Here is a 359-nt window from a genome sequence, read left to right as displayed (position 1 = left end):
ATTCAGAAATATTCATTTGATGGGCAACTTCTTTAAGGGGTAAGCCATCGTCTAATAATTGAGCCAATCTCATTTCTCTGGGTGTTATGCTTTCTAACCATTCTATCGGGGTATTTTGAATGTTGATTATGTCTTGCTCCGTGAGACCAAATGATCTTGGAATATAATAATCATTATGAATAACCGCATGGATAGCGTGGGTAATTTCATCAGAAAAATAGTCCTTACTGGTATATGCTTTAACGCCGTATCTAATCATGCCTTCCATAACCCGTTTGTCTCCGAAAATTGTATTTACAATAATTTTTATATCCGGATGGTATATTTGCAAGTGTTTGGCAACATCATAGCCATTCATG

At 35.9% G+C, this 359-nt stretch carries 1 protein-coding gene; it reads right to left on the bottom strand.

What is annotated here, in order from left to right; translation table 11 throughout:
- A partial coding sequence (locus CWB72_RS20695) for a response regulator transcription factor (protein WP_171037379.1) occupies positions 1–359 on the bottom strand: 359 nt, incomplete at both ends.

Source organism: Pseudoalteromonas phenolica (assembly GCF_005886345.1).
In the GTDB taxonomy this organism is placed as follows: Bacteria; Pseudomonadota; Gammaproteobacteria; order Enterobacterales; family Alteromonadaceae; genus Pseudoalteromonas; species Pseudoalteromonas phenolica_A.
Note: the sequence above shows the minus strand (reverse complement) of the source record. Positions and strands in the feature narration are given on the sequence as shown.